The 24,442-nt window shown below is 68.9% G+C and carries 19 protein-coding genes and 1 pseudogene; 1 reads left to right on the plus strand and 19 read right to left on the minus strand.

Annotation, left to right across the window (positions count from 1 at the left end; translation table 11 throughout):
• Positions 1–39: 39 nt before the first annotated feature.
• From K9S39_RS00765 to K9S39_RS00820, 12 genes are all read right to left on the minus strand, one after another.
• A complete protein-coding gene (locus tag K9S39_RS00765; protein WP_248861365.1) occupies positions 40–714 on the minus strand; it encodes an urease accessory protein UreF in 675 nt (224 codons plus the stop codon).
• Positions 715–788: 74 nt separating this feature from the next.
• Complete coding sequence (locus tag K9S39_RS00770) at positions 789–2,852, minus strand: urease subunit alpha (RefSeq protein WP_248861366.1); 2,064 nt, start codon at positions 2,850–2,852, stop codon at positions 789–791.
• A gap of 2 nt (positions 2,853–2,854) precedes the next feature.
• Positions 2,855–3,655, minus strand: coding sequence for an urease subunit gamma (locus tag K9S39_RS00775; protein WP_283112083.1), 801 nt, complete (start codon positions 3,653–3,655; stop codon positions 2,855–2,857).
• A gap of 241 nt (positions 3,656–3,896) precedes the next feature.
• Positions 3,897–4,193 (minus strand): hypothetical protein, encoded by a 297-nt coding sequence (locus tag K9S39_RS00780; RefSeq protein WP_248861368.1) that lies wholly within the window; start codon positions 4,191–4,193, stop codon positions 3,897–3,899.
• Positions 4,194–4,647: 454 nt separating this feature from the next.
• Positions 4,648–5,082: a helix-turn-helix domain-containing protein gene (locus K9S39_RS00785; protein ID WP_248861369.1), complete on the minus strand. Its 435-nt coding sequence runs from the start codon at positions 5,080–5,082 to the stop codon at positions 4,648–4,650.
• A gap of 136 nt (positions 5,083–5,218) precedes the next feature.
• Positions 5,219–5,557, minus strand: a complete 339-nt coding sequence (locus tag K9S39_RS00790) for a hypothetical protein (protein ID WP_248861370.1) — start codon at positions 5,555–5,557, stop codon at positions 5,219–5,221.
• Positions 5,554–7,455 (minus strand): peroxidase family protein, encoded by a 1,902-nt coding sequence (locus K9S39_RS00795; protein WP_248861371.1) that lies wholly within the window; start codon positions 7,453–7,455, stop codon positions 5,554–5,556. The genes K9S39_RS00790 and K9S39_RS00795 overlap by 4 nt, the downstream gene beginning before the upstream one ends.
• 107 nt (positions 7,456–7,562) lie before the next feature.
• Complete coding sequence (locus tag K9S39_RS00800; protein WP_248861372.1) at positions 7,563–8,924, minus strand: alpha/beta fold hydrolase; 1,362 nt, start codon at positions 8,922–8,924, stop codon at positions 7,563–7,565.
• Between the two features lie 34 nt (positions 8,925–8,958).
• Complete coding sequence (locus tag K9S39_RS00805; RefSeq protein ID WP_248861373.1) at positions 8,959–10,359, minus strand: cytochrome P450; 1,401 nt, start codon at positions 10,357–10,359, stop codon at positions 8,959–8,961.
• On the minus strand, positions 10,356–11,759 hold the full coding sequence (locus K9S39_RS00810) for an FAD-binding oxidoreductase (protein WP_248861374.1): 1,404 nt from the start codon (positions 11,757–11,759) through the stop codon (positions 10,356–10,358). Before K9S39_RS00810 ends, K9S39_RS00805 begins: the two co-directional genes overlap by 4 nt.
• Positions 11,760–11,909: 150 nt before the next feature.
• Positions 11,910–13,514, minus strand: a complete 1,605-nt coding sequence (mdlC, locus tag K9S39_RS00815; RefSeq protein WP_283112087.1) for a benzoylformate decarboxylase — start codon at positions 13,512–13,514, stop codon at positions 11,910–11,912.
• Between the two features lie 485 nt (positions 13,515–13,999).
• Positions 14,000–14,365, minus strand: coding sequence for a hypothetical protein (locus K9S39_RS00820; protein WP_248861376.1), 366 nt, complete (start codon positions 14,363–14,365; stop codon positions 14,000–14,002).
• Between the two features lie 823 nt (positions 14,366–15,188).
• Between K9S39_RS00820 and K9S39_RS00825 the strand changes: the two genes are divergently transcribed.
• Entirely contained in the window at positions 15,189–15,770 is a 582-nt protein-coding gene (locus tag K9S39_RS00825; protein ID WP_248861377.1) for a hypothetical protein, read from the plus strand.
• Positions 15,771–16,206: 436 nt separating this feature from the next.
• On the opposite strand, the pseudogene K9S39_RS43295 reads toward K9S39_RS00825, so the two are convergent.
• The 7 genes and pseudogenes from K9S39_RS43295 to K9S39_RS00855 form a co-directional block, all read right to left on the minus strand.
• A pseudogene (locus K9S39_RS43295) lies at positions 16,207–16,358 on the minus strand (IS701 family transposase); the annotation flags it as partial.
• Between the two features lie 828 nt (positions 16,359–17,186).
• Positions 17,187–17,771: a TerD family protein gene (locus K9S39_RS00830; RefSeq protein WP_248861378.1), complete on the minus strand. Its 585-nt coding sequence runs from the start codon at positions 17,769–17,771 to the stop codon at positions 17,187–17,189.
• A gap of 445 nt (positions 17,772–18,216) precedes the next feature.
• A complete protein-coding gene (locus K9S39_RS00835; protein ID WP_248861379.1) occupies positions 18,217–19,302 on the minus strand; it encodes a polyprenyl synthetase family protein in 1,086 nt (361 codons plus the stop codon).
• A 232-nt stretch (positions 19,303–19,534) separates the two neighbouring features.
• Positions 19,535–21,682 carry an MMPL family transporter gene (locus K9S39_RS00840; protein WP_248861380.1) on the minus strand — a complete coding sequence of 716 codons (2,148 nt, stop codon included), beginning with the start codon at positions 21,680–21,682 and terminating at the stop codon, positions 19,535–19,537.
• 4 nt (positions 21,683–21,686) lie between these two features.
• A complete protein-coding gene (locus tag K9S39_RS00845) occupies positions 21,687–22,682 on the minus strand; it encodes a phytoene/squalene synthase family protein (protein WP_248861381.1) in 996 nt (331 codons plus the stop codon).
• A gap of 9 nt (positions 22,683–22,691) precedes the next feature.
• Positions 22,692–23,414, minus strand: a complete 723-nt coding sequence (uppS, locus tag K9S39_RS00850; protein WP_248861382.1) for a polyprenyl diphosphate synthase — start codon at positions 23,412–23,414, stop codon at positions 22,692–22,694.
• A 264-nt stretch (positions 23,415–23,678) separates the two neighbouring features.
• Positions 23,679–24,242, minus strand: a complete 564-nt coding sequence (locus K9S39_RS00855; RefSeq protein ID WP_248861383.1) for a hypothetical protein — start codon at positions 24,240–24,242, stop codon at positions 23,679–23,681.
• Between the last annotated feature and the right edge of the window lie 200 nt (positions 24,243–24,442).

The raw sequence follows: 24,442 nt of genomic DNA on the forward strand, positions 1-24,442 counted from the left end.
TGCCTCGTGTCGTCGTGTGCGGGTCTCGTGAGCGGGTGGTCAGGAGGCGAACAGTCGCACCGGCCAGGCGGCGTGCTGCTGCGCGGTGATGTCGAGCAACGGCGCGGAGGCGGCGGGCAGCGCCTCGAGTCCCTCCCCGGGGATGCGCCGGGTGGCGGCGACAGCAGCAGCGGCGACCCGGTCCAGGTCGGGAGCCAGGCGGGCGAGGACGGCGGTGGCATCGAACGGGTCCAGGCTCAGCAGCCGGACGGTGGCCGTGGCCGGTCCGCTGACGGTTTCGTACGCCGCCGCATACGCGGCATCCAGGGGCACCAGTCCGGCCGACCGAGCGACCGTTCCCAGAACCACCGGCTGGTGCGCGCCCTGCGGTCTGGCCGCGGCCAGGTGGTCCAGTTCGGCGGACGGCCAGGTGGCGCGGGCCGCGCGCATCATCTGGCGTCCGAGTTTGCGGGCCGTGGTCCGCAGGGCGTGCACCGGGGTGCGGGCGTCGGCGGCCTCGTCGAGCGCCAGCGGGTCGTGTCCGTCGGCGGCCGCGGCGGCCAGGCTCGCCGCGACCAGGCCCGCGGTGTGCAACCGCCCCCGGCAGAAGTCCTCCAGCGAGTCCGCGTCCTTGACGCGGCCTGCGGCCACGGCCGGTTCGGCTCCGCCGGAGTGCGCATGCCCTCCGGCGGGGAACCGGCCGTCGGCCAGGACGAACAGCGCGGCGCGGTTCATCGTTCGCAGGTCACCTTTCCTCCTCTTCGTGACAGCTCAGCTGCTGTGTGACCGAGTGGTGTCCTGCTTGGGCTTCAGAAGAGGAAGTACCGCTGTGCCATGGGCAGTTCGCAGACGTGGGCACGGTCGACGATCTTCTCCTCGACGAAGGTCGTCACGTCCGTCACCTTCGCGCCGCCGATGATGACCTCGTAGGTGTCGGCGTCGATGTCGACCTTCGGGGTGGCGTTGTTCTCCTTCATGTGTTGCTTGAAGACCTCACGCGTGTTGGTGATGGCCTTGAACGGCTTGTTCAGCTTGCGCAGTTCGGGCTGCTCGGGCTGCTGGCCGTCGCCGGGCTGTGGAGCCGAGCCACCGCCGGCTCGTCGGGCGGTGATCTTGTCGATGGCCTGCTGCGTGACGAAGTTGTAGGAGATGGCGCCCGGCGCCATGCCGGTGGACCCCCACATGGGGCGCGGCAGGACCGGCTGCGGGGTGGGGATCGAGGCGTTGGCGTCGCCCACCTGCGCGTACGCGATCTGCCCGCCCTTGATGACCAGGTGCGGCTTGACCCCGAAGAACTTCGGCTCCCACAGCACGAGATCGGCCAGCCTGTCCTTCTCCACCGACCCCACCTCCCCGCCGATGCCGTGGGCGAGGGCGGGGTTGATGGTGTACTTCGCGACGTACCGGCGGGCGCGCCTGTTGTCGGCGAACGGCGGTTTGGGCTCCGGCGTCGTGTCCTCCGGGTTGCCGGGCCCCACCGTCCCGCTCGTCGGCCTGTCCTGTTTCCTGTCCTGCGGCAGGTCCTCCTCCAGGAAGCCCCGGCGTACCTTCATGACGTGCGCGGTCTGCCAAGTGCGCGTGATCATCTCGCCGATACGGCCCATGGCCTGGGCGTCCGACGACATGATCGAGATGGCGCCGAGGTCGTGCAGGATGTCCTCGGCGGCCATCGTGGAGGGCCGGATACGGGAGTCCGCGAACGACAGGTCCTCGTCGACCTTCGAGTTGAGGTGATGGGCGATCATCACCATGTCGAAGTGCTCCTTGACCGTGTTGACGGTCAGCGGCCGGGTGGGATTGGTGGAGGCGGGCAGTACCTTGTCCTCGCTCACCATTTTGATCATGTCGGGGGCGTGCCCACCGCCGGCGCCCTCGACGTGGAAGACATGGATGGGACGTTTGCCGATGGCGTCAATGGTGTTCTTGAGGAAGCCGGCCTCGTTCAGCGAGTCGGCGTGCAGCGCGAGCTGCACTCCCGTCTCCTCGCAGACCTGAAGGCACTGGTTGATGACGGCCGGCGTGGCCCCCCAGTCCTCATGGATCTTGAACCCGATGGCGCCGGCGTCCAACTGGTTGAGCATGGCGTCCTTCGACATGGTGGCGCCCTTGCCGAACAGCCCGATGTTGACCGGGAAGGAGTCCAGCGCCTCGAACGTGCGGTCCAGGTGCCAGGAGCCGGGCGTGACGGTCGTGGCGGTGCTGCCATCCGCCGGCCCCGTACCGCCGCCGATGAGGGTGGTGACGCCCGAGGCCAGCGCCTCACTGATCTGCTCGGGACAGATGAAGTGGACGTGCGTGTCGATCCCGCCGGCCGTGAGGATCCGGTCCTTACCCGAGATGACCTCGGTCTCAGGGCCGACGACGAAGTCGGTGGGCGTCGGGCCGATGCCGTTGTGGCTGACCGCGTTCTCGTGCACAGGGTTCATGATCTCGGGGTTGTACGCCTTGCCGAGCGCCATGATCTTGCCGTCGCGGATGGCGACATCGGCCTTGACGACGCCCCAGTGATCCAGCACGACGACGCCGGTGATGACGGTGTCCGGGGGTGTGACGGCGCTACCGGCGGCCTCGGTGGCCTCGGCGGTCATGGCAGTCCTGGCGGTCTCGCCGGCCTTGCGCGGATCACGCGGGACGATGGACTGCCCCATCGACTCACGGATCACCTTGCCGCCACCGAAGATCATCTCGTTACCGCTGCGTCCGGGGCCGCCCGACCAGTCGGCCTCGATCTTGACCTGCAGTGCCGTGTCGGCGAGGCGGATACGGTCGCGGACCGTCGGGCCGAACCGGTCTGCATAGTCGGCGCGGGTCAGCGGGGCATGACGATTCGGCTTCTCCTGGCAGCAGGAGCAGCGGTCCGGGCACTCAGCCATGGTCAGACCCCCACCTGGTCGGTCGAAACTGCAACGGACTCGAGGGAGCCATGGATCGGGCACCCCTCGTCGTCGATCGAACCTTCGTAGTTCTTGAGGGACCCATCGATCTTCCTGGGCAAGCCCTTGACGTTCAGGCTCAGACCGTGGACCACCACCTTGCCCTCGATGGGCACGAGTTCGACCTCCTCGTCGAAGCCTGGCTCGAACCGTACGGAGCTGCCGGCCGGGATGTTCAGACGCATGCCCCACGAATCGCGACGGCAGAACGCCAGCTCGGTGTTGGCCTCGGCGAAGTGGTAGTGGGAACCGACCTGGACGGGGCGGTCGGACGGGTTCTTGACCTTCACCGTCTTGACCTCCCGCTGCTTGACCACCACCCCATCCTCGAGCTCGTCGGCTTTCCTGAAGTGCTCGTTGAAGGCCACGACCTTGTCCTCGTCCAGCTGGGAGAAGTCCGTCTTCCCCGGCCAGATGTCCGGCTCCTCGCCCTTGCCCGCTTCCGGGAAGGGGTCGCGGATGCTGACCATCTTCGTGCCGTCGGGGAACGTGGCCTCCACCTGCAGGCTCTCGATCATCTCGGGGACGCCCTCCATGACCTCCTCCCGGGACAGCACCTTCCGCGCGGACGACATGAGATCGGCGACGGTCTTCCCCTCCCGGGCACCCTCAAGGACATGCACGATCAACAGCGCCATCGCTTCCGGGTAGTTGAGCAGCACCCCCCGGGCCCGTCGCTTCTCGGCGACGTCCGCCGCCACGTGCATCATCAAGCGTTCCTGCTCATGTGGAGTCAGATGCATAGCCCTACCTCGTGTTCGATCTGAGCCAGGACAACTGCCGTCCCGGGCCCACGCGCTGTCGTGCGGCCATGCACCATGACGCAGACAAAGCGAAGTCCATGACTTCACGCCCGATTCATCCGGCACGACACCAGCACCACTACTGGTCAACACCCACCCGTAGCGCCGATTTGATCACCGAACCGGAGCTCCACAGCACGATCACCCTGATCAACACCCGCATGAGGGACCACCGAGACGACTATTCGAATAGAACCTTCTGCGGTGTGCTGCAGTGACGTCCTGAAGGCGCCGGGAGAGGCCCTGCCACACGTTGGAAGCGGTCGCTGGCCTGGACGGCGTCGGGGGCGCCATCGGCGATGCCCTGCCGGTAGGTGAGTGAGCCGTCGCGACAGGCGATCTCGACACCGGGTGCCCGCGGAGCCATCAGGCTCAGCCGTTCGGCGTCCCTGCCCTCCCGGAGCGTGAGCGGTAGCCGGATGGTGGCGTCGCCCAGGAGCGTGCCGTAGGTGTCGCCGTACAGCGCGAAATCGTCCACCCCAACACCCGGGGCACATCCGGGGATGGAAGCGGCACCCGCATCAGCTGGGAGAGCACGGTGCACCGTGAGAGCGTGACGTTCAAGATGTGCAGCATCCAGGCCCCGCCCCTGCCCGCCAACACCACACCGACCTGCTCGACCAGGTGCTGCAGCAGTGGCGTGCGCCTCTGGTAGCGCACGGACAGTCGGTCCTGGCACCTGCTCGGCGAACGTCACCTTCGGGCAGACCGCGTTCTCGCTGTACGGACGGCACACACTCAATCGATCCGGACCGGCCGACCGCCGAGCGCGACGTCGGCGAGCCGCCGCACATAGCGGCTGTGGCTCCACTCACTCAACGCGCCGCATCCCGTACACCCCGCCGGGGCACGGGACCGCGTACGGGCCCGGACCACCACGACAGGGTTGCCGCGGACCGCGACGAGCCGCGGCGACGATCAGGTGGGAATTGTCAGCCGGCACCCGCCGCCTCTCTCTCGACCTGGCCGTCTTCCAGCTCGCTGATCATGCGGTTGAGGTTGTCGCCGACCTGCTGGTTCATCTCGGCAACGTGGGTATGGCCACAGCCGGTGGCGTTGTCGATCAGCGTCGGCGTGTGCGGGTGTGCTGTTCCCGCAATCCGGCGGGCGCCCCAGCGCGGATGAGCCCGCTGCAGTTCACATATCGCCGCCTCGACCTGGGCTGTCACCCGGTGGGGACTGCGGTACGGGCGCCGGGAAACTTCTTCCAGGCCGGTGATGCCGTCGGCTTCGTAGCGGCGGCGCCAGTTGTTCACCATCTGCCGGGAGACGCCGTACCGGACCGCGGCCTCCGTGATCGGCCACCCGACCGGCACTCCCGGAACGCTCGGTACCTCTGCGAACAGCCATGCCCGGTCGTGCTCCATCCCGCACCCCACCCGAAGATCCAGAAACAGGCAGGCGGGAGAAGGTCACCAACAGGCCTTCGGCGTCAAGGATGTCCCGAGAACACGACGTCAGAGAAGTCCCGAGACCTCGCACGACAGAACACCACGATCAGCGTTACCCGCGCCTGCTGATCCGAGCGCCTCGACTTTGGCGTGGCGGGTGCTCAAGGCCACCCGCCACGGGGTTCGACTCGGTTAAGAGGCGGTCAAGGAGGGTTGCGGAGTGGGTGAGGGCGTGGGCGGCGACGGTGCAGCGGTGGGCGAGTTGTTCGACCTGGTGGTGGAAGGCGGCGGCCTCCGGGCCGGACCAGTTGAGGGCTGCGGCGCTCGCGTGGAGTCGCTTGGCGTGCGCGTGGAGGGCGGCGGCGTGGGCGCCCAGCTGAGCCGCGGGGGCGGTCAGGCCGTCGGGGGCGGGGACTGTGGTGGGCGGTGTGGCGGGAGGCGGGGCTGTCACAGGTTCCTCCAGGGGGCGAAGGCGTTGGTCACGCCGTCCAGGGCGGGGGTGAGTTCGGGGTGGTGGCGCAGTAGGACGCGGATCATGCCGTTGCGGTCGATCCACTCCAGCCCTTCGGGGGTGTAGATCTCGGGCCGGTAGTCGGTGGTGAAGAAGCGGTCGCTCTTGAGGCGCCGGCTGGCCATGAGGATGAAGATGCGGAAGAGGGAGTCGCTGAAGCCGAAGCCGGCGGGGCGGGGCTCGACGAGGTTGCCGACGAGGGTGTCGACGCGGTCGAGCCGGCCCTCGTAGAGCTCTTCCAGGAGCGGGGTGTCGGTGGGGTGGTCGCCGGTGAGTTCCTCGAAGGAGGTGACGGGGCGCTTGCGGAGCATCTTCCGGTAGGCGTTGTAGCGGGGGATGCCGCGTTCGCGGTCGCGGAGGATGTCGACGGTGCCCAGATCGGTGTGTTCGCCGCTGAGCCGGGTCAGGTTGCGCAGCGCGTCGGGATGGTTGTGCAGGACCAGAGCGCCGGGATTGGCGGTGCCGAAGCTGTAGAACAGGTCGCTCATGCCGTGTGCGTCGATCGCGGTGCGGGTGGTGGCGCCCTGCATGGCGTTGAAGCCGATCGTCTCTCCGCGGCGGCCGGAGCGGTGGTCGCGCAGTGTCAGCTCGTCCGGGATGAGGGGATGGAGCCGGTATGCGGAGACGAACTCCTCGGTCATGGAGAACGGAGCCGCGTGGTGGTCGGTCGGGGAGCCGAGGATGCCGCTGAGCATTTCGCCCTGGCCGATACGGCCGTACTTCTTGCGGACCCAGCGGGGCAGGACGCCGTACCAATTGGCGTTCATGGCGTGGTGCAGGACGGGGGTGTCGAGGATGCCCGGTGTCCACTCCACCGTGTGGATCTTCGCCATCAGAGCGGTGTTGACCAGACGTGCGGTGTGGAAGAGCCGTTCGTCGTCCCAGGTGCGGTAGTGGGAGTGCAGGTAGTCGCAGATCGCGTTGTGTTCCTTGGCGAACAGGGTGTGCAGCAAGGACAGGCCGGCCCAGTAGTCGCTGTTCATTCCGGTGGCGTCGAGACAGGACACACCCGGCCTGGGATCGGCCGGCAGTCGGCCGTCCTGGAGGATGAGGTGTCCCAGCTCGCCGGTACGTAGCGACCGGCAGCGTTCCTCGGAGGAGCCGTAGATCTGCGAGCCGTCCCACCAGTGCGTGAGGGTGTTCTCGTATGTGGGCGGGGCGTGGGGGGTGGTGTGCGCGACCGGGTCGGGGCGGGTGCGGTTGATGCGCATGGGGCACTCCCCCGCCCAGTCGTCGTCCTCGGCCAGCGGCACGGTGAACGGTTCGGCCTTTTCGTTGTCGCCGTGGTTGGCCCAGCCGTGGTTTTCGAATTGGATCCAGGCGGCGGCCAGCAGGTTGAGGGTGGGGGCCGGCATGAAGCTGCGCCGGGCCAGGAGGTGACGGCTGACCTCGCGCGGACTGGGCGACATCAGTTCGGCGTCGCTGTCCGGGAAGGCGAGGTGGAGCGGAGCGTTGCGGTCCAGGCGGGTGCCGACGCGGCCCATGTCCTGGTCGTGGGGGTCATAGGCCGATCCGTCGTAGGAGCGGAAGGGCGGGAGGCTCGCCGGGGCGCGGCGGGGGCGCTCGCCGCCGGCGCAGTAGGTGTCGTGGAGGTTCTCACGGCGCAGGTCGTCGCGGAGGAAGCGGAGGTTCAACATGCCGAGTGCAGTGGGGAGTGTGTGCCACTCGCGGCGGCGATTGAGTCGGGCGAAGGCGGCGGAGCCGAGACGTTCGAGGACGCTGGGCGGCCCGTGGGGCGCGGGTTGCGACGGGGGTGGGCTGCCGGGTTGTGCGGGGATGTCCGAGGGGGCGGAGGCGGAGCTGGTGGACGTGTCGGTGTCGGGGGCGGTGTCGGTCATGCGGGACCTCCGGGCGGGCATGCGGCAATGAGTCGGACGGATCGGAAAGCCCCACGGCACGAGCCGTGGGCCCCCTCGTACTCGAGGGGAAGGGGTAACGGGTTTCCTCAGCGGTCGTAGAGCGCGAAGAGCCGGGTGGCGGTCACCTGGCCGCGGTACGGGGCGAGCGCCGCGTCGACATCGCCGCTCGCCTCAGGCACGTCGAACTGGAGGTTGTGTGCGTAGCGTTCGGCCGCGTGGCACAGCGGGAAGGCCTGGGTGTCATCGGTCCAGGTGTACTCGGTGAACTGCGCCGGGAGGGCGTACGGTGAGACCGCGGAGCGGCCCTCCAGGCTGGGGACGACGTCGTGTTCGTTGATCAGCGAGAAGACGCGGGTGGCCGGGTCGGCGGGGCGCTTGCCGTCGACGGGCGAGCCGATCGCCACGCAGTGCGTGACGCGGTACAGCGCGCAGAAGTCGGGGTCGGCGGCGAGGTTCATCGCGGTGATGCCGCCCAGGCTGTGTCCGACGAGGGCGATGTCGGTGCCGGAGGGCACCCAGGTGCGCAGGGCCCGGGTGACGGCGCGGGAGTACGGCGTGGCGGGCCGGGCGACCGCGTGGATGGCGCCGAGCACGTCCTGAGGGCTGGACTTGGAGATCGCGTCGGTGGCCATCCCGGCGAGCTGGACGACGTAGCGCGTCACCTCGTCGGAGCCGATCATCTGCTGGACGAGCAAAGTGCCGCCGGTGCCCACGGTCCCGATGTTGCGGATGTAGCCGACGACGGTGCCGGAGCAGTCGAGACGTTCCAGGAGGGACGGGTCGGGGGCGACGGGTTCGGCGCGGCCGGGACCGCGGTCGAGGAGGGCCCAGATGCGGGCGCTGACACCGAGGATGGGCTCGGCGCTGGTAAGGGGGCGGCCGGTGGCGATCTCCCAGGCGGCTGCGTCGTTGAAGGGGTTCTCGTCGGTGAGCGCGTTCCAGGCGAGGATGTCGCCGAACGACGGGGCGAGCAGGGCGAAGGCGCGTTCGGCGCCCTGGCTGCCGATGATGGACTTGAAGGCGCGCAGGGCCTGGCGTTGCCGGTCCTCGTCGATGGCCCGCAGCACCCGGGCGGTGTCGGGGTCGGTGAGCAGTTCGGGATGCGTGACGGCCGCCGCCCGGATACGGGCCTTGAGTCCCGCGACGGCCAGGCTCACCGCGAGGCTTTCGCGACTGGTGAGCACCCCGGTCAGCCAGGCGGCGCGGGCCGCTGGGCGCCGGCCGTCGGCGGGCCAGCCGAGTCCGGCCGGGTCGGCGAGGGCGCGCAGCAGCGAGCGCAGCGCCGCACGGGCCCGTGTGCTGCTCAAGGCTCGCACCGGGAGGCGGGTGCCCAGAGCGAGATCGCCGGCGTATTGGGAGGCTCGGCGTACGGCGTCCGCTGCCTCGCCCAACTCGCGGCACAGCTCGTGCAGTCCGGCCACGCCCGGTTCGGTGTCGGTCTCGGCCATGGGGTGGGGTCTCCAGGTCGGCGGTCCGGTGGGGTCAGGTGCGGGACAAGGTGAGCTGAATGCCGGAGGCATTCAGGGCGCCCGGCAGCGGCCGGTGCGGGTCGAGCCGGGGGCGGCCCTCGGTGAGGCGGTGTTCGCGGAGCAGCTGTGCGCAGAACTCGGTGGCGGCCATGAGCCCGAGCCGGTCGCCCGGGCAGCGGCCTTCGCCGTGGCTGAACGGCGCCATCCGCGTGTCGCGGTCGGCACCGTCGGTGCACCAGCGGCCGGGGGCGAACAGCGAGCCGCCGGGGACGAGGCCGCTGTCGCGCTGCAGGAACCCGATGGGGACGAGGACGTGCGTCCCGGCCCGGTAGGGCACCCCGCGCCATGTGGTGTCGGTGCGCAGGATGCGCAGCAGATCGGGCACGATCGGATAGAGCCGGAGGCTCTCCTGAACGCAGGCTCGCAGCCGGGTGGTGTCGGGTGCGTGCGGTACGTCGTGCAGCGCGGCTTGTTCGGCGGGGTGGGCGGCGAGCAGCAGCAGAGTACGGGCGACGATGGGGGCGACCGTGTCGAGGGCCAGGAGCCAGTGGTGGGCCTGGCCCACGGCGTCGACGTCCTCGCCGCAGGTCGTGTCCCTGGCGCGCCCGAGCAGGGTGGGGGCGGGGGCGTGCGGAGCGTAGGCGTGCAGCCGGTCAGTGGCTGCTTCGTACAGCCGCTGACCGGCCGGCGTGGGGCCGTGCCGCACCGCTCCCCAGTTGCCCTCCTTGCGCAGGGCGAGCAGCCAGCGGTGCAGTTCCTCGTCCCCGGCGGCCTGGTCTCCCAGCACGATGCGGCGTGAAATGCGCTGAACGGTGCGCTGCAGCCGGGCGAATGCAAGGGTGGGCTTGGTGGCGAGCCGGCTGCATTCCTCGGCGATGACCGTCTGGAACGTGCCGCACGAGGGGTGGGCTTCCTCGTGGTGGGCCAGCACCTGGTCGTTGCAGGCGCGGCGCGCTTCGCGCAGGTCGCCGTGGGAGCAGATGACGCCGGTGGGTTCGATGACCGAGAGCATCTTGGTCTTGTCCACAGCGTCCAGGGCCAGTTCGCGCACCGGGCGGGCGAAGAACTCCTGGACGTCGGCGGGGTCGAGCAGCACGAGCGTGTCACCCGAGGCCCCGCCGAGCAGCACGGGGGCGCCGTCGTCGCGGTCGTGCAGGGCACGCAGGGTCGCGGCCGACCAGCGGGCCTGGCCTACCGCCCCCAGCAGCGCCACGACCGCCGGGCGCGGGGCCGGGATGCCTCGGGCGAAGGCCGGCAGGGCATGGGTGACGGCGAAGCGGAGGGATTCACCGCGGCGGGCGCGGCGGGGCGGCGCGGCGGTGCCCCTGGGCGGCGAACCGGGAGGGCTGGTGGAAGCCCTGGCGTCGGTGGGGTCGGTGGGGTTGGGGCCGGTCGGGGGCGAGGGCTGCTTCATGCTTCCACGACCTTTCCGGGGTTGAGCAGCTGTCGGGGGTCGAAGAGCCGCTTGATACCCCGGTGCACTTCGAGGCTGACGGGATCGAGTTCACGGCCGAGCCACTCGCGCTTCAGCGTGCCGATGCCGTGTTCGCCGGTGGTGGTGCCGCCGAGTGCCAGTCCCGCCGCCATGATGTCGTCGTAGGCGGTGCGGGCCCGGTGGACCTCGTCAGGATCGGACTCGTCGAAGAGGACCGTGGGGTGCAGGTTGCCGTCCCCGGCGTGGCCGAGGGTGAAGATCCGCAGTCGGTGGCACCGGGCGATGTCCTCGATCGTGCCGACGAACTTGGGCAGTTCGGACGGCGGTACGGCCACGTCCTCGATGAACGCCGTGGGCTGCCCGCTGAGGGCGGCGGCGAACGCACCCAACGCGGGGGACACCATCCGTCGGGCCTCGATGATCTTCTGCGACTCTTCAGCAGTGCTTGCGGCGACCACCTGGTCAGCGCCGGCGCCCTCACACAGCGCCTTCATCGCCGCGAGGTCCGGCGCCGGGTCGGGGGCGTCGCTTTCGACGATGAGGGTGGCGGCGCTGTCGGGCCGCAGCAGCGCGTGCCCGTACTCGGCGACGGCCTGTGAGGTCGCCCGATCCAGCAGCTCGACGGCCGAGGGGAGGTGCCCGCTTGCGGTGATGGCCGCGACGGCGTGCCCGGCCGCGGCCAGGCTCGGGAACTGCGCGAGGAGCGCGAGCGGGGTGGGCCGGGCAGGCCGCAGCGCGAGGGTGGCGCCGACGATGACACCGAGCGTGCCCTCCGAGCCGACGAAGAGCCGGGTCAGGTCGTACCCGGCGACGCCCTTGGCCGTGTCGCGTCCGGTGCGCATCCGCCGCCCGTCGGGGAGAACTACGTCCAGGCCGAGGACATAGTCGGCCGTCACGCCGTACTTCACACAGCAGATACCGCCGGCTCCGGTGGCGATGTTGCCGCCGATCGTGCATGTCTCCCAGGACGCGGGGTCGGGTGGATAGGCCAGACCGTGCTCGGCGGCGGCGTCGTTGAGGCGCTTCGTGATCACGCCGGGCTCGCACCGGACGAGCCGGTTGACCGGGTCGACGGTGCCGATCTGGTCCATGCGGATGGTCGAGAGCACGACGCAGCCGTCGACCGCGTTCGCGGCACCGGCGAGTCCCGTCCGTGCGCCCTGCGGGACGACGGGGATGCCGTACGTGTATGCGGTCCGCATCACCTCCTCGACCTGTGCGGCGGTGCGCGGCAGGGCGACGGCCGCGGGGACGCCGGGGGTGGAGAACGGAGCGGCGTCCCTGGCATGTGCGGCCAGAGCCTCTGGGTCGGTCAGCAGGGTGTCGGCGGGGAGTCGATCGCGCAGCTCTTTCAACAGTTGCGAGGAGTCAAAGGACATAGGCCTTCCAGGATTCGTGTGGCCAGTGCTTCCGTGCGGCAGTAGCCAGGCGGCGCGGCAGACAGGTTCCGCAGCAGCCAGTCAGAACGGCAGCGCGGTCGTCGTGTTGTGGGGTGGGCCAGGGGGTGGTGGGCGGATTCCGCCGGTGGCTCACAGCGAGGGAAGTTCCGTGGTGACCGGGACATCGATCAGTACGGGGCCTTCGCGCCGGCCCGTGGCGTCCCGTACGAGCTTGGTGAGCTCCCCGGCACCCTCGGCGCGGCAGGAGCGCACGCCGTAGCCGGCGGCGATCGCGGAGATGTCCAGTCCCGGGATGTCCAGTCCTGGGGCGCCTTGCGCATGTTCGAGCTGCGCAAACCACTGCAGGATCGCGTAGCGCGCGTTGCTCAGCACCACGAAGGTGACGGGCACGCGGTAGGCCGCAGCAGTCCACAGCGCCTGCACGGCGTAGTGGATCGAGCCGTCGCCCAGCACGGCGACGACCGGCCGGTGTGGAGCGCCGAGTTGTGCGCCCACAGCCGCGGCGGCTCCGAAGCCGAGCCCGCCGCCCGCGGAGAAGAGGTAGGAACCAGGGGCGCTGATCCGTGCGGCCTCGTGGAACTGCACAACGTTGGACGGCGACTCGTTCACCCACAACGTGTCGTCCGGCACCCCCTCCGCAACAGCGGCCAGCGCGGTGCCGGGCGGCAGGGGCCCGTCCGCCGCCTGCGGGGCACTTTCCCGCCGGTCCGGCGCGCGGGTGGACTCGCAGGCGGGAAAGTGTTCGGCGAGCGCCCGGGCCGTCACCGCGGGGTCGGCGACGATCGCGTCACCGACCGGAGCCTTGGCGGCCTCGTCGGAGTCCCGGGTGACGAGGACCAGTTCGGTGCCGTCGGGCAGGTACGGGCCCGGTACGAAGGGGTAGTAGCGGAAGACCTGCGCACCGATGACCACGACCAGATCGTGGCCGTCCAGTGTCCGGGCGAGCGGCCCGATGGCGGGCGGCAGCTCGCCCCGGTACAGCGGGTGGTCGTGCGGGAAGGAGACCCGAGCGGAGACGGGCGCGGACCACACCGGAAGCCCGCCGCGCTCGGCGAGGCGGACGACAGAGTCCCAGGCACCGGACGCGTCCACGTCGTCGCCGACGACCAGGACGGCGGAACGGGCCCGCTTGATGCGGTCGGCGAGCGACTGGACGGTCTCGGGCCGCGGGGCTGTGATGTGCTCGACCCTGCGGGCAGCGGTGGTCCGCGCGGCCCGGTCCTCGGCCTCCGTGACAGCGGCGTCGAAATCGTCCATGGGCAGCGAGAGGAACACGGGCCCATGCGGCGGGGTTTCGGCCAGCTGAACGGCCCGGGCGAGCGCGGGCGGCACGTCGGCCGGACGCGGCGGCTCGTACGCCCATTTGACGGCCGGCTGCGGCAGCATCGCGGGCTGGGGATTGGAGAGCAGGGCCTCCATGGTGAGCATCGCCCGCACCTGCTGTCCTGCGGTGACAACCATGGGGGTGCGGTTCGCACGGGCGTTGAGGATGGCGCCCATCGCGTTCCCGGTGCCGGGGCCGGTGTGCAGGTTGACCAGGGCGGTGGTGCCGGACGCGAGCGCGTAGCCGTCTGCCATGCCGACGACCACGGCCTCCTGAAGGCCAAGGACGTACCGGAAATCGTCAGGGAAATGCTTGAGGAACGGCAGTTCTGTCGAGCCGGGGTTACCGAACACCGTAGTCATACCGCGTGTTCTCAAAACATCCAGAGCGGATTCCCGGACTGTGCGCATAACGTCCCCTCCCCGCAGTGCTGACGATGACCGGGACGACGCTCCCAGCAACGGGGCCGATGCAGCATGGCAGCCACGCTCCCGACAAAACTTCCCGCTCTCTTGGATTTGCTCCAACGTCGTCGTACCGGACTCTTCCTGCCGACGGACTCTGCCTGACGACGGCGCTGACCAAACCATCCATTCGGCAAACCCGCGCAATGGTGTCTTCTTCACCAGCGGCCAGGCCGCACACGGTGGCCGGTGTCGGTCAGTTGAGCGGGATCAGGGTGTCCCAGCCGCTGGCGGAAGGGCTGCCGGTCGCGCAGGCGTGGAGGGCGAGCGATTCCGTCGGTGCCGTCCAGGAACACTGACATGGCGAGGTGGAGGTCGGCGCCCGGCTGGTAGGAGGCGGTATCCGAAAGCGGGCTCGGGCGAGAAGGCGCGCAGCAGCCGCTCGGCCACCGGCCGTTGGGGCATCTGCGGGGTGAAGCCGAGCGGGCGCATCAGCCGGGTGGCGCCGGAGAGGCTCCAACGTCCAACGGGCATCGGACTTGCCCGATGCGAGTGCGGGTGGATGTCTTCTCGGTGGCCGACGCCTTCAACGGACCGGAGTAGTCGGCACGCACCCGGCCACTGCCCTCGATCTCCTTGGACGCCTTCTCCGCCAGCGTGCCGAGCTGCCACGTCCAGATATGGGGTTCCCGCGCGCTGCCGCCCGGACCGGGCTTGGTGACTTCTCCGATGACAGACAAGACCGCACGCCGGCCCTCGCTGGGCACGGTGAACACGACCGGGTGCGTGGCTTCCCTCCGGAGGAGCAGATCGGTGCCCGACTCAGTGGCCTCGAAGTGGAACCGTAGGGTGATCACGCCCGAAGGCCCGACCAGAGCGGGGGGGCGCTTCCACGGAGACCGTCCAGCCCTCCGTGCCCTCTGTGGCCGCAAGTGTGCCCAACGGCACGACCGCCCTCTCCGGACAGTTCTCCCCCTCGGGCGGTGGTGACGCGCCCCCTCCGGACAACAGGAACGACCTCACCGTGGAGCCCACAGGTCCAGTGATGGTCAACGAGCCCGCAGGAGACACCGCCTCCGGACGTGCGTCCGCACGGCGCGGTACAGCCGCCCGGCCCTCGGCTGGGATCTGATGGCTGTACTCACCACCGGCACCCTGCCCACGCCCGTTCGTGACAGCATCATGTGCACAACGACCGGTGGTCATAGGACCCGCAGTCGGAAGACAACGCTCGAACAGTGACATCATCCCGCCCCCCCCGCAGCCGACACGGGCCCCTCCACCGGCTCTCGAAGCCCAGCTAAGGCAGGCTTCGATCAGTGTCGATCTGGACCGCCGGCAACGAACACGCGCCCCGGGATCCGTCGACGGCCCGCTGTCGACGGCCGCTACTGAACACACGGACATCGATCCGCAGGGCGCGGCCCCTCGAACACCTCCAACATGGCGCATTCAAGCCCCCTTCTTGGCAGGCGAAAACCGTGACGCGGAACCCTGAACAGCCCATGCTGGTGAGTCGATTCGGCTTCGCAGCCGACCAACAGATGACACATGCTGGATGATGGACTTGGAGGAGCGTTGGGTTAATTCGGAGAAGGACGAGTAACATCCAGCCAACCACAGATAGATCAGGCGTAGAGAGCAGGCTGTGCCATGTCAGACTCGGAATTCGCTGCGCAGGTGGCTGCCAAGCTGAAGAGCATCACGAAAGAGATCAACGAACTGCAGAAGCTCAAGGCAAAGCTGGAGGACCTCCAGCACCACCTCGGAACAGGCTCCCGGGACGAGACAGTTACATCACCACCGCCAGAGGCCGACACCGGAGTGACGGAGTCGGCGGCTGTGCCTCCCCCACGACGCGCGACAACTGCCGTCCCGAAGGCCCAGCCGACGAAGAAGGCCGCGGCCAAGGCAGCGGGAAGCCCCAAGAAGCCGCGGAAGACCGCGTCGGTCAAGGGCAAGGGACGGCAGAAGAGCCCCACTCGCGCCGACCGCCTCCTCGGACTGCTCAACGAACAGCCACGCACCGTCGCGGAGATGACAAAGCTTCTGGCACAGGAACACCCTCAGCACGCTGCGCCCGAGACCGCCGTACGCAACACCCTGGAGAACTCACTCGTCGCCAGGGGCCTGGCACACCGCAGCAAGCAAGGAAGGAGCGTCTTCTACTCCCGCCCCGCACCCGAGCCTAAAAGCGGCATCGAAGCCCCAGAAGCCGACGCGGCCAACGTCAGCGAGGACGGCGCGCCTGCCATGACCTGACCTCCTGGCGTCTTGGCCGCCACGCTGTTGGTCAAGTGGTCTGGAGGAACCTCTCCTCCAGACCACCCCCGCCGCGCACTCCTCGATCTCCTCGATTCTCGCCGGCACCCCCGACTCAAGCCCCAGCAAACCCGTCAGGTCCTTCGCCCGCAGCCCGCCACACCCGCCTCCGACTCCAGGACGTCCCTGATCCGCTGGTAGTCCGGCGTGAGCACCTCCACCGTCAGACCCTCCCGCCGACGCGACACCATCGCCCTGGGCATTGCGACCCTCGCCGCGGCCGGGCCCGGCTGCCCCTCGTCCCCGGCCTCCTCCTCGGACGCGGCCAGAGCCTCAGTCAGTTGGGGTCGGCTTCGTCATCGGCGTCACAGAAGGGCACACATTGCTGCCCAAGGTCGAGCGACGGATGCGGCACCGCGTCGGTGCCGAAGTGTTAGACGGCGTAGGAGCGGATGTCGTCGCGGACGGCGTCGGCATCCCAGCGGGCTGAGCGCAGCGGGCGCTGCATCGGCCCGGCCGGGTCAGACCCGCCTGTTCAGCCAGCCGCCAGCAGTTCTTGCGCTCGATGTTCGACAGCAGCCCGAGCAAATAGACGCTTCGCGCTCGGCAGACGACTCACCTGAACAGGGCTGAAGTGGTGTTCTGTCACGGTCCGGGCCCGGGCTCGTGTTCGGGCAGTGTGAAGTTCCGTACGAAGAGCAGGGCTGTTAGCAAGTTGCCGTTGAAGGCGGTGGGGGTATATCCGCTGACAGCGCGCCCGGTCTCCAGGCTGGCCGCCACCTCCGCCAAGTAGGCGCCCAACGAGGGGCCAGGCCGAAGTTCACGCCCTCGTATTCGCTGAACCGGCCGATCGCACCGAAGGTGTCGCCGGGGCGACAGTCCATGACCAGGCCGTTGACGTCGTCATCAGTGAAGAAGAGGTAGTTGTGGTGCCAGTAGTCGTCAAGTCCCTCGCCATCGTCGGCCAAGTCGGCCAGCATGTCGCGACCAGTTCTTTTGGGAAGGGAACACCGAGCGTCCGACCTGCCTCTTCGATCTCCTCCAGCTGGGCCTGCTCATAACCGGCATACGCGTTACGGACGTTGGCCCACAGTCAGTCCCCAATCCGGTCCCAAGCGGTTTCGACTCGCTGCCTTCCCATGTCCATCCCCCTATCGCGCCTGCGTTCCGCCTGCATCGCGCAGGAGTTCACACGCCAGTCGGCCTCGGTGAAGCGCGGTGCCGATCCTCGCACCCCCTTCAGGCCGACATTCGGCGACCCAAAGGACCAGCACTCGACTTCGACCGTGTCAGGGCCGACCCGGGCTTGGAGCCGGCGCAGTACATCGGGGTTCCCACAGTCCCTGTTGGCAAGGAGGCGGCGAGGAGGAAAAGGGGGCTCGGCTCCTCCCCGCCGCGGACCCGACCGGGCTTTCACTACTTGCTGGTGGCGAAGCGCATCAGGGCCTGCTCGTCCCCCTGCTTGATCTTCCCGGTCTCATTGATGACCTGAAGCTTCCAGCCCGTGCCCACGCGTATCGCCTTGGCGACCGCGCAGCCGTTGTCGTTGCTGAGCAGGCTGGGCCAGATGTCGGCGACCTGCTGACTGCTGCCGCCCGTCGCGTCGTACACCTTGAAACTGATGTTCCGGGCGTTCTGGAAGGCACTGTTCTTCTTGTACGCGGCGGCGACGAACACGATGGAAGTGATCTGGGCCGGTACCCTCTCGAACTCGACGGTCACCGTCTCGTCGTCGCCGTCCCCGTGCCCGGTCTGGTTGTCCCCGCTGTGCACCAGTGAGCCGTTGCCCATCGGATCCAGGGAGTCAAGGCCCGCGAGGCGTACCGGGTCCGGCCCCTGCATCGCGATGGCGATCAGGTCGAGGTCGGTACCTTGCTTCCGCTTGAACTTCCCCATCAGGCCGCCGCTGCTCCCGGCGGTGGGGTCCCAGGAGGCTCCGATGGACAGATGGGTCACCCCGTCCAGATCCGCCGGGCCGTCTTCCTTCGTGAGCGTGATCATGTACCCAATCCTCATTAGTAGTGAGATCTACACATTAAAGTGTGCCTGGTGCCCTGTTCCTTCAAGGGATCGCCCTCACGATGCGGCTCACGCGGCTCACGGCGACTCCACAAGACCCGCCGCGAGCCCGCCCCATGGAGAACCATGGTGTGTTGGCGCCGTGAGTCGCGCCGCAGAGAGTCGGACGACCACCGCGCGCATCACCCATGCGCACCTCCGCGACCGGCGACCGAGCAGCACCCGCGATCTGAAAGGTCCTACCGCTTTCTGCGGCCAAGGCCGCCACGGCGGCGCTGTCGTGCAGGGCGAGGTCCGCGCGGGCGTCGCCGGTCAATCCGCGTGGCTGTGCGGTGCGGACGCCCTTTCCTGTGTTGGACATTCGTCACGTCATGCGGGCTGATTACAGATCGTGCCTTTGTCGGGGTAGGGCAGGAAGTGTCAGTCGTTACGTCCTCCGCTGAGTGGCCGCACGCGCCAGTTCGCGCAGCGCGTTGGCCACGCCTGGTGGGAGCACGAGCCGTTCGAGTACCCGTTCAGCTTGCCGACGACGGGTTTGGATGAGGCGTCGGACCTCATTGTAGGCCCCGGTGGCGGTCACGAGTTGACGGGCCCGTTCGGCACCCTCCTCGTCCAGAGCCGGGTTGCCGATCAGTGTGCTCATAGTGTGCTGCCGTGCCGGGGTGGCGTTCCTCATGGCGAGGGCGATGAGCACCGTCTGCTTGCCTTCTCGCAGGTCGTCCAGACGGGATTTGCCCGTGACTCGTGGGTCGCCGTAGACGCCGAGGAGGTCGTCGCGGAGCTGGAAAGCGTCTCCTACCGGCAGCGCGAAGTCGCTGAGTGAGTCAAGGAGTTCACCGTTGCCTCCGGCGAGCACGGCGCCTATGTGAAGGGGGCGTTCGAGGGTGTATTTGGCGGTCTTGTAGCGAAGGATCGTCAAGGCACGCTCCAGATCCGCCGTGGGTTGTCCGCTTGAGGTCACATCCAGGTACTGGCCGTACATGACCTCGGTGCGCATCGCGTCGAGCAAGGGCAGCACGGCCGAGAGCTGAGCCGGGTCGAGGCCGGCGGTGTGGAAGAGTTCATCCGACCAGGCAAGGGCAAGGTCACCGATAAGGATGGCGGCGCTGGTCCCGACAAAGTCGGCGGCAGCCCTGCTACGACCTGGCGTGTAAGCCCTGGCGAGGGCGCGGTGCACGGTGGGTGCGCCACGACGGGTACAGGAGTTGTCCATGACGTCGTCGTGGATGAGACAGAAGGCATGGAACATCTCCAGTGCGGCGCCTACCCGCACCACAGGCCCGGTGTCTCCGTGGCCACCTGCAGCGTGCCAGCCCATCACGCACAGGATGGGGCGCAAGCGCTTGCCACCGGCTGTCAGGAAGTCGCCCAGCGCCTGGACCACGTCCGCAGGCAAGTGCTGCGCATCGGCGGCTGCGGACTTGCGGGCCAGAAAGTCACTGAGAACGCAGGCAACCTGGTTGCGTATGGCGGAGGGATCGAAGGGCTGCTCACGTAAAGCTGGCGTGGTCACGGACGCCCCCCTGCTTCGGTGTCCCTCGCGGTTGCTCCAGCGCTGTGTACTGATCTCTGCCACGCGGTTTGCTCCCTGAAGAAGGGGCGGCGGGAAGGTAGGGGCTGTGGTGCCGGGCCCTGGTGGTGCGCAGGCGGCCGCGGGTCAGGGTCCACCACAGAGCCACAGAGCGAGCCTGGACGGGGACGGTGCGGGCCAGCAAGGTGTGTTGGTTGCGTTCGATGGCACGCGACTACAGTCGGTGCCCTGTCAGTTCCGCGGTGTGTTTCGTGCCGCTCGAGGTGGTGCCGCCCGCGCCGGGCAGCCACCAGTTGGCCTGGCCGAGCAGCCGCATGACGGCCGGGACGAGCAACGCCCGGATCAAGGTGGCGTCCACGGCGATGGCGATGAACATGCCGACGCACAACTGTTTGACCGTCATGACGCCGCTGCCGGCGAAGATCGCACTGACCACCAGGACGACCAAGGCCGCTGCGGTGATGACCGGCCCGGACCGCTGTAGTCCGAGGGCGACCGCGGCGGTGTTGTCCCGGGAGAGGTCGTACTGCTCGCGGATGCGTGACAGCAGGAAGAACTCGTAGTCCATCGAGAGGGCGATCAGCATCAGCAGCATGACCACAGGCTGGGCCACGTCGATGTATCCGGTGCGGGTTCCTCCGACCAGCCACAGCAGATGCCCGTCCTGGAAGATCCACACCAGTGCGCCGAAGGAGGCCCCCAGGGACAGTGCGTTGACCACCAATGCCTTGGCGGGCAGGACGACCGACCGCAGGGCCACCAGCAGCACCAGATAGGTGAACACCGTGATGTAGAGCAGCACCCAGGGGAGCCTGTCGTACAGCAGGTCCAGGGTGTCCACGGCCATCGCCGGCAGCCCGCCCACCAGCACCTCGCCTCCGGGGGGCGGGGGCATCGCGCGTATGTGCCGTACCAGGTCGCGCATGGCCGGGTCGCCGGCATTGCCGGCGTGAGCCACGTACACCACCGCGCTGTGCCGGGACGTGGCGGCGATGAACCCGGCGTTCGCGCCGGGCGACCGGACGAGTTTCTTGGCCCACGCCGTCAGGACCTCCTGCCCGGCGGGGGTGTCCAGCCGTCCGGGCACGGTGACCACCACCTGAGTGGCTTCGAGACCGCTGAGCGCGAAGTCGGTGCGCAGGCTGTCGGTGGCCACCCGGGCCGACGCGTCGACAGGCAGCGTTCGCTGGTCGGGGAAGCTGACAGTGATGTGCCAGAACGGGGCGGTGAGCACCAGCAGGACCATGAGCACGCCGCCCAGGTAGTGCCCCGGCCGGGCCATCACCGTCCGGGCCAGCTTCGCCCAGCCGTCACCGGCGGGCGCGTTTGTCCGGCGGCGCGGCCAGGGCAGTCGCCCGGCGTTGACCCGATGGCCCAGGACGGCCAGTGCGGCGGGCAGTGCGGTGATGCTGAGCATGGCGCTGACGGCGATGACGGCAGTCGCGCCCAGGCCGACCGAGCGCACCAGGCCGAGGGGGAAGAACAGGAATCCGGCCGCGATGCCGCTCATGGTCAGTCCGGACAGGAAGACCGTGCGCCCGGCGGTGGCGCAGGTGGCCGTGACCGCGTCCGGCACACTGTCTTTGCGGGTGAGTTCCTCGCGGAATCGGCCGACGACGAAGAGCGCGGCGTCCACCCCCAGAGCCAGTCCCAGAGCTGTCACCAGGCTCACGGTGATGAACGAGATCTCCACCGCACCGCGCAGCAGGCCCAGGAATCCCAGGGTGATACCGATACTGAGCCCGCCGATGACCACCGGGAGCAGTGCGGCCACCAGGGTGCGGAAGATGAGCAGGAGAAGGAGGAAGACCACCGGAAAGGCGATGAGTTCGGCGCGGCGCACATCGGCGAGGGACCGTTGGGCGGTCTCGTCGAGCAGCGCGACCGGCCCGGCGTATTGGATCTGGAAGCCGTCGGCCCGCAAGGTCGCGCGCAGCCGGTGGAAGCTGTCCACCCGCTGGGTGTCGTCGGATCCGGTGAGCAGGACGGCGACGGCCGTGGCGTGCCGGTCACGCGAGACCAGTACGGGCAGTTTGCGCGACCAGTACGTCATGGTGGAGACGACGGTCTCGTCCGGCACGGCCGACAGTGATTGCTCCACCCCGCGGCGGAAGGCCGGCTCGTCGACCGTGTGGCGGGGATGGCGGTAGATGACCACCGTGTCGGCACCACCCTGCCCGATCTGGTCGCGGACCGTCACCGCCGCCCGGTTCGATTCGGCGTCGGCGGCGATGAGGCCCCCGTAGCTCAGCCGGTCACCGATCCCTGCGGCCGCGGTCAGGGCCAGCCCGGCCAGAAGCAGCGGAACCAGCAGATAACCCCACTTGTGGCGGGCCGCGGCCCGGCCCAGTGCCGCGAACATGTGCTCAGCTCCCTGCCGGCAGTCGGCCGGCCGCCTCACTGCGCCGCCGCGCGACGCCCGTCGGGGTAACCGACCGATGCACCCGTGACCGCAAGAGCGGAACGCCTGCGCGCAGCAGCAGCTGTGCCTGGCGGGCGTGGCCGATGCGGGGTTTGGCGGTCAGGACATCGTAGTCCCGCCGCTCGATCTCGGTGAGGTAGGAGCGGTAGAACACCAGTGAGGCTTTGAAGGAGCCCTGGCACTGGGGGTGCACCAGGTCGGGCAGGTCCGCGCCACGTTCGTACAGGGAATGGGCCCTGTCCACTTCGAACTTCACCAGGTCCCTGATGGCAGGCGTCGTCCGCCCGCGAGCCAGGTCCTGGCGGCTGACGCCGAACCGGTCCAGGTCCTCCAGCGGCAGGTAGGTCCGCCCGAGCCGCTGGTCCTCGGCGACATCGCGGATCATGTTGGTCCAGTGCACGGCCTGAGCAATCGCCGCCCCCTCCTCGCCCGCGGGCCGGCTCAACGGCCCCATGATGGCCAGAACCATGGGAAAAAAGGTTTCGACCGCCATGAGGCGCAGATATTGCTGCAGGTCTTCCCAGGTGGCGTATTCGGTGACACGCAGGTCCATCAGGTGGGCGTTGAGGTGTGATTTGACGAGCGATTCGGCGGAGGCTGGATCGATATCCCATGCGCCCAGGGTGTGGATCAGTGCGCGCACACTCGGCTCGCACGAGTGCCCAGAACCGACGTCGGTCAGTACGACGTCACGCCACTCGCTGAACGCCCGCTCAGTCACCGCGGAGTCGACACCGTCAACGAGCTCGTCGAAGTGGCGGGCGAATCCGTAGACGGCCCACAGGTGCGGTCTCCTTTCCGGCGGCAGCAGCAGGCTGCCGCGCCAGATGTCCTTGCCGTCCCCGAACGCCACGAGGAGTCGGCGGCAGAATTCGTACGACTCACGCAGCAGCGGATCGTGGATGCCGGCGCTTGTCAACGCCATGCGGTCGAGGTACACGGCTGCCTCCTAAGCTCGCGCTTGCGGGTCGTGGACGGTTCCGAAGGTGCGGTTGCGGCTCGCGTACGTCGCGACCGCCTGACGCAGGTGCCGACGGTCGAAGTCCGGCCAGGGCGCGTCGACGAAGACGAATTCGGCGTAGGCGCACTGCCAGAGAAGGAAGTTGCTGATCCGCTGCTCGCCGGCGCTGCGGATGAACAGGTCGACATCCGGCAGGTCGGGCGCGTAGAGATAGCGGGCGACCGTCTGACTGTCGAGGGCGTCCGGGTCGAGGCTCCCGGCGGCGGCGGCTTCGGCGATGCGGCGCGCCGCGTCAACCAGCTCCGAGCGGCCCCCGTAGTTGAGGCACACAGCGAGGGTGAGTCCGGTATTGCCGGCGGTCAGTCGCTCGGCTGCCTCAATTTCGGTGACCAGCTGAGGGGGCAACTCGGAAATGCGCCCCAGCCAACGAAACCGCACTCCTTGGGCGTGCAGTGCGTCCCGGCGCGCGCGCAGCATGCGCCGAAAGAGCGCCATGAGGAAGCGGACTTCCGATGGGGGGCGGCTCCAGTTCTCGGTGGAGAACGAGAATACCGTCAAGTAGCGGATGCCGATCTCAGCGGCGCCCTCGACCACATCCACCAAGGCCCGTTCTCCGACGGTGTGGCCCGCTGTGCGGGGCAGCCCGCGGGAGGTGGCCCAGCGGCCGTTGCCGTCCATGATGATGGCGACATGGCGGGGCGGTGCCGGCACCGGCTGGGCAGCAGGGGGATCCGCCGAGGAACGGGGTGTCCACGCGGGGTGGGGCGCTACCGCCGGGTTGCCCGGTGATATCGATTCGGTTGTGGCTGATGGCTTCCGTCGCACAGTGCACCCCGCATGATGAGGGAGGGACAACGCTATGAGCCTCGACAGTTGATGAGGCGTTCGTTCACAGGGCCCGTGCCGGGCGCGGTCAGCGCCCGGCACGGGCCCTGTGGTTGTGGCTGGACCTCGAGGTCCACGGCGCCGCGGTAGTCAACCCCACCTCGACATCGGCCGTCGTGCCCTCGGGGCGCGGCAACCGCAGCGGTCTGCCGTGCCACCACCTGACGGGATCATGTCCGAGTGCTCCACATGCCGGACGACCGTCTCCCAGCCGCTGTCCAGCTGAACGACCAGTCGGCTCCAGCCCATGTCTGAGGGGCCACGGCCGATATGCGTCTGCGACCGGCGGTCGGTGACCGCCCGCTCGTACACACCGCTGCCCGCCACGGCTGACCGCTCCACTCCCGGAGGAGTGATCGTGCCGCGCACGGCGCAACGGGCGAACGCGTATCCCTCCGCCCAGACCGTCCAACTCGTCATAGGGAAATGGGCTTCTGTCGGGTGGAACTCCACATCGACGTGATGGACGTCGTCTGGCGACAGCACGATCTGGTAGAAGCCGTTGTGCTGCTTCCGCAGCGCGCCGATGCGGCCATAGCTGATTTCCAGTCGCCCGTGTTCCACGGCCACGGACCTGGGCAGCAGGGCATCAGGCGGTATCGGTCGCCCGTCGGCGAGTGCTTCGAGCAAGGCCGCCCGAATTAGTGCGTCCATCACCGCATCATTCGCCGTGACCGCCCGTATGGCCGCGACCGCCGTGTCATCCAGCCGCGAGCCGGCAACAGGCGCCTGCCGTCCTGCCCCGCTCAGGGCCACTGCAGCGCGTGCCGCGCGACGGCCGTTCGCCGGCGGCCTCTTTGGCCGTCCCCTGAGAAACGTCACAGAGACCGTGAGCGGATCCAGTCCTGGCCCGG

The sequence above is a fragment of the Streptomyces halobius genome, from assembly GCF_023277745.1.
Taxonomy (GTDB): domain Bacteria; phylum Actinomycetota; class Actinomycetes; order Streptomycetales; family Streptomycetaceae; genus Streptomyces; species Streptomyces halobius.

Coding starts and splice junctions, on each gene's coding strand:
- K9S39_RS00810 (WP_248861374.1), bottom strand. CDS start 11,759: ATGTCCTTTGACTCCTCGCAACTGTTGAAAGAGCTGCGCGATCGACTC.
- K9S39_RS00805 (WP_248861373.1), bottom strand. CDS start 10,359: ATGAAGCAGCCCTCGCCCCCGACCGGCCCCAACCCCACCGACCCCACC.
- K9S39_RS00830 (WP_248861378.1), bottom strand. CDS start 17,771: ATGATCACGCTCACGAAGGAAGACGGCCCGGCGGATCTGGACGGGGTG.
- K9S39_RS00765 (WP_248861365.1), bottom strand. CDS start 714: ATGAACCGCGCCGCGCTGTTCGTCCTGGCCGACGGCCGGTTCCCCGCC.
- K9S39_RS00785 (WP_248861369.1), bottom strand. CDS start 5,082: ATGGAGCACGACCGGGCATGGCTGTTCGCAGAGGTACCGAGCGTTCCG.
- K9S39_RS00800 (WP_248861372.1), bottom strand. CDS start 8,924: ATGGCCGAGACCGACACCGAACCGGGCGTGGCCGGACTGCACGAGCTG.
- K9S39_RS00840 (WP_248861380.1), bottom strand. CDS start 21,682: ATGTTCGCGGCACTGGGCCGGGCCGCGGCCCGCCACAAGTGGGGTTAT.
- K9S39_RS00795 (WP_248861371.1), bottom strand. CDS start 7,455: ATGACCGACACCGCCCCCGACACCGACACGTCCACCAGCTCCGCCTCC.
- K9S39_RS00775 (WP_283112083.1), bottom strand. CDS start 3,655: ATGCATCTGACTCCACATGAGCAGGAACGCTTGATGATGCACGTGGCG.
- K9S39_RS00855 (WP_248861383.1), bottom strand. CDS start 24,242: ATGGACGCACTAATTCGGGCGGCCTTGCTCGAAGCACTCGCCGACGGG.
- mdlC (WP_283112087.1), bottom strand. CDS start 13,514: ATGCGCACAGTCCGGGAATCCGCTCTGGATGTTTTGAGAACACGCGGT.
- K9S39_RS00770 (WP_248861366.1), bottom strand. CDS start 2,852: ATGGCTGAGTGCCCGGACCGCTGCTCCTGCTGCCAGGAGAAGCCGAAT.